The following is a 4,533-nucleotide window of genomic DNA, read 5'->3' on the forward strand; positions in this document are numbered from 1 at the left end:
ATATAGCCCTTATCAACTGCAATACCAATTAATAAAGATACGATACTTTTTGTAATCGAATTTATTTTATATAAGTTATTTGCACATTCGGGTGTTTTATAATACTCAGTTGTTAATTGTCCTTTTTGATAAACAAGAAATGTATTCACTTTTTTCTTTTCGAATTTATTTTCTAGTTGCTTGAAATCCAAAAACTTTACCTCCATTTAAATAGTTAATCCATTTATTATATCTTGTTCCTTCATTTTAAACATAATTGTGCTCAAATAAAAATAAACCTGTCAGCCATAATGAACTGACAGGTTTATTTTTATAATTTCGTACGAACATTCCAAAGCTCTGGGAAGAATTGTTGATCAAGTACTCGCTTTAAATAAGAAACACCGGAGGATCCACCTGTACCCATTTTATGTCCAATAATTCTTTCTACTGTTTTCATATGACGGAAACGCCATTGTTGTAGCCAGTCTTCAATATCAATCAATTTTTCAGCAAGCTGATATAAATTCCAATATTTTTTCACATCCGCATACACTTCTAACCATGCTGCTTCTACTGTTGCATCTTCTTCATAAGGCTGCGTAATATCACGGTTTAACACATCTTTATGAATAGGGAATCCTTCTTTTACTAATGCTTGAATCGCGACATCATATAGACTTGGTGCATGTAGCGCTTTATGAAGTCGTGCATGTAATTCTGGATCCTTTTCATAAATTTTTAATGCATGTGGCGTTTTATAGCCAAGTGCATACTCAATCATACGATATTGATACGATTGAAAACCTGAAGCTTGACCGAGTGAATCACGAAACTCAATATATTCTGATGGTGTTAATGTCGCAAGAATATCCCAAGATTGAATAATTTGAGACTGAATTTTTGATACACGTGCTAACATTTTAAAAGCTGGTTGTAATTTATCTTGTTTAATAGATTCAATCGCCGCATTTAGCTCATGTAAAATGAGCTTCATCCAAAGCTCACTTGCTTGGTGAATAACGATAAATAACATTTCATCATGATGGTCTGATAATCTTTTTTGAGAAGATAGTAAACTATCTAATTGTAAATATTCCCCATACGTCATATTCTCTTTAAAATCCGTATGAATCCCTTTTTCCATAATTACTTTTTCATTTTCTTTCATATTAGCCAAACGCCCCTTTTATATGATTCTACTTATATTGGTCTAATAACGGCTCGAACTGGACTTCCATCCGCATCAGTTAATGCAAGTGGTAATGCAATCAATTCATAATCACCGTCTGCTACATGATCTAGTACGACATTTTCTAAAATATGAATTCCATGTTTAAATAATTGATGATGCGCTGCTAATTCTTTATCATCTAGCGGATCAACTGATGGGACATCTACTCCGATTAAACGAATACCTTTCTCCGAAAGAAAAGGTGCTATGTCTGCACGTAAATGAGGGATCACATCTGGAAATTCTTCAGCTTTTCCATGTGAAGATGTACGTAATAATAATCGTTCTACACCTTCTAAATGAAAGCTTTCTAATTCCTTTTTCCCGATGCTTTCAAGATTAGAAACGTCAATAATCCGTGCTGGGCCAACATAAACTTGAACATCTAAATCCAATACTTTCTTTCCATCATTATCAAAATGAAATGGTGCATCAATATGAGTGCCTGTATGAATACTCATCGTTAACTTTCCAACATTTACCGAGCCACTTTCTTCTTTTGACCATGAAACTTCATATGAGAACGGTGTGTCTCCTGGCCACGTTGCAATATCATTATTTAGCGGTTGTGAAATATCAATCCACTCTGATGTTTTCATGCTTATGCCACAACCTCTCGCTTATTTTCAAACTGTTTATACTCTTCTTCTTTCATAATTTTCTTTAATATTTGTACAGATTTCCACACTTCTTCATATGTGTTATATAAAGCGACCGGCGCCAGTCTTACTCCATTAGGTGCTCGGAAATCAGGGATAACTCCATTTGCTTTTAGCGCTTTACAAATACGTGCTGCTTCTGCATGTTCTAAATATATGTGCCCGCCACGTTTTTCATCCTCTAATGGATTTCCAATTGTAAATCCGAAATCTTTTAATTCGTGATCAATTAAATTCAGCATATATCTTGTAATATGTAAAGATTTTTCGCGTAAACGTTCAATACCAGCATCTTTAAACATTTCAAGAGAACCAATTAAAGGTGCTGTACTTAATACGTGCGGTGTACCAATTTGATAAGCACCTGCATGATCGGCAGCTGTTAATGTATGCTCCATATCAAACTGTTTATCTTTTCTAGAACTAAACCATCCAGACAATCCTGGCAGTCTATTAAAATGTTTACTATTTACATAAAGGCCTGCAACACTACCCGGTCCTGCATTTAAATATTTATAATTGCACCAAACAGCAAAATCGACATCCCAATCTTTGAAATGATGCGGAATAGATCCTATTGAATGGCATAAATCAAATCCAATGTGAATGCCGCGTTTATGAGCTTCCGTTGTTAAACTTTTCATATCAAGAATTTGACCACTTCTATATAAAACAGAAGGTAATAAAATTAAAGCGATATCATCTTCCATCGCATGGATAATATCTTCCTCAGAAAGTGTTCTACCATCTCGGCTTTTCACTCTTACTAAATGCTCCTCTGGATCTAATCCTTTTAAACGAATTTGACTTTGAAGTGCATAAATATCTGATGGGAAAGTCAATTCATCCGCAAGTATTTTTGTACGTATTCCTTTCGGCTCATAAAACGTCGCAATAACTTGGTGTATATTCGCAGTTGTGGAACCGGTTACAATAGTTTCTTCCGGTAAAGCTCCAATAAGAGGGGCTGTAAGTTTACCTAATTTCTCTGAAAGGAAAAACCACGGATGCTCACCTTCTGTCCAGCCGTCAATACCATACTCTTTCCACGAATCTAGCAACGTAAGTAATGATTTCTCTGCTCTTTTTGAAAGTAGCCCTAATGAGTTTCCATCTAAATATATAGTACCTTCTTTTTTATAGAATTCAGTTTGAAAATCTTTCAGTTCATCATGTTTATCACATTCAAGCGCATACTCATAAGTTGGTTGAAATGGTTCTTTATACATGGTGTCACCTTCTCTTAATTTTCTTTTTATTCTAACTAATTGAAATATATCACCTTAATTGATACAACGTCAATGATATTATGTCAGTTGACTTTATATATGAACTTCTTTTACAATACAATTATATTTTCAGATATTTCAGTATAAAGAGGTGATTCTTTGAAAAACAGTACCCTTTCATCAAGAAAACACCGCTCCTTAGAAACGAAGAAGAAACTATTACACTCTGGTTACACTATTTTTATACGTAACGGATTTCAAAAAACGACAATTACACAAATTATTAAACATGCAGAAACCGGATATGGTACAGCATATGTATACTTCAAAAACAAAGATGATCTCCTAATTAGTTTAATGGAAGATGTTATGAATCGTTTTTATAATATCGCTGAACGCTCTTTTTCTCCACAAACAAAAGAGGAAGCACGTATAATGATCCAAAATCAAGTTAGAGCATTCCTGCAATTAGCAGATGAAGAACGCGCTATTTTGCAAGTTGTAGAGGAAGCGATAGGATTATCAAGAGAAATACGGCAAAAATGGGATGAGATTCGGGAACGTTTTATAACAAGCATTAAACAGGATATTACTTACTCTCAAGAAAGTGGATTAGCACAACCTAATTTAAATAAAGAGATTGTAGCACGCGGTTGGTTCGCGATGAATGAATCGTTTCTTTGGACTATTATGCAAAATGACAAAAAGATTAACTTAGAGGAAATTGTGTATACGTTAACGGAGATGTATACGACCGGGTTATATAAATAGCACACCTTCAATAAATAAGGTGTGCTATTTTACATCTATAAAAATATATTATCCGGGTATGGTAGTGCTAAAGGAGGCTTTTCAGAAAATGAGAAATATTGTAGTTTTAAAGATTCACCATCTATCGATTTCAGTTTTCCACTAGTAATTTCACATTCAAACACAACAACAATATATTCTACTTGATCGCCATTCGGATATATATGACGGAACCTTTCCCCTCCAAATACCCCTTTTTGTTTTTTTACTTGCACTTTCAAACCCGTTTCTTCCCACACTTCACGAACTACCGCTTCTTCTGGAGTTTCTCCAGGCTCAATTGCTCCAGCCGGCAAACTCCAATATTCTCCGCCAGGATATTGAAATAAGAGTTCTCCCTGCTCGTTTTTAATAACTGCAGCTACACTTGGCATAAATATTAGTTTATGTCCTAATTGCTCCCGGATTTTTTTATAATATAGCGACATCGACATATAATTCTCTCCCACTCCATTAATGAATAACTGTATTTTCTGACATATATTCTATAATAATACCAATAACAATTTCTATATAGAAAGGATAAGAAAATGACCCAAGTACAACTAGTAAATAGCTTTCTATCATTTTTAGGAACGACAAAACAGCCTACTAGCTTAAAGTTTTTAAATGAGCTTATTAA

General features: G+C 34.3%; 5 protein-coding genes and 1 pseudogene. 1 reads left to right on the plus strand and 5 read right to left on the minus strand.

Annotation, left to right across the window (positions count from 1 at the left end; genetic code table 11):
- The 4 genes and pseudogenes from ABWK52_RS18410 to kynU form a co-directional block, all read right to left on the minus strand.
- Window positions 1-191: pseudogene (locus ABWK52_RS18410) on the minus strand (serine hydrolase domain-containing protein); the annotation flags it as partial.
- 119 nt (window positions 192-310) lie between these two features.
- Entirely contained in the window at window positions 311-1,150 is an 840-nt protein-coding gene (kynA, locus tag ABWK52_RS18415; RefSeq protein ID WP_000661957.1) for a tryptophan 2,3-dioxygenase, read from the minus strand.
- Between the two features lie 32 nt (window positions 1,151-1,182).
- Entirely contained in the window at window positions 1,183-1,812 is a 630-nt protein-coding gene (gene kynB, locus ABWK52_RS18420; protein ID WP_000858061.1) for an arylformamidase, read from the minus strand.
- 2 nt (window positions 1,813-1,814) lie between these two features.
- Window positions 1,815-3,101, minus strand: a complete 1,287-nt coding sequence (gene kynU, locus ABWK52_RS18425) for a kynureninase (protein ID WP_000276293.1) — start codon at window positions 3,099-3,101, stop codon at window positions 1,815-1,817.
- 159 nt (window positions 3,102-3,260) lie between these two features.
- Between kynU and ABWK52_RS18430 the strand changes: the two genes are divergently transcribed.
- The gene (locus ABWK52_RS18430; protein ID WP_000798551.1) at window positions 3,261-3,872 is read left to right on the plus strand and encodes a TetR/AcrR family transcriptional regulator; all 612 of its coding nucleotides are present in this window, start codon (window positions 3,261-3,263) and stop codon (window positions 3,870-3,872) included.
- Between the two features lie 35 nt (window positions 3,873-3,907).
- Here ABWK52_RS18430 and ABWK52_RS18435 read toward each other — a convergent pair whose 3' ends face one another.
- A complete protein-coding gene (locus ABWK52_RS18435; protein ID WP_098541899.1) occupies window positions 3,908-4,345 on the minus strand; it encodes an NUDIX hydrolase in 438 nt (145 codons plus the stop codon).
- Between the last annotated feature and the right edge of the window lie 188 nt (window positions 4,346-4,533).

The organism is Bacillus sp. AP50 (assembly GCF_040492675.1).
Classification (GTDB): Bacteria; Bacillota; Bacilli; order Bacillales; family Bacillaceae_G; genus Bacillus_A; species Bacillus_A cereus.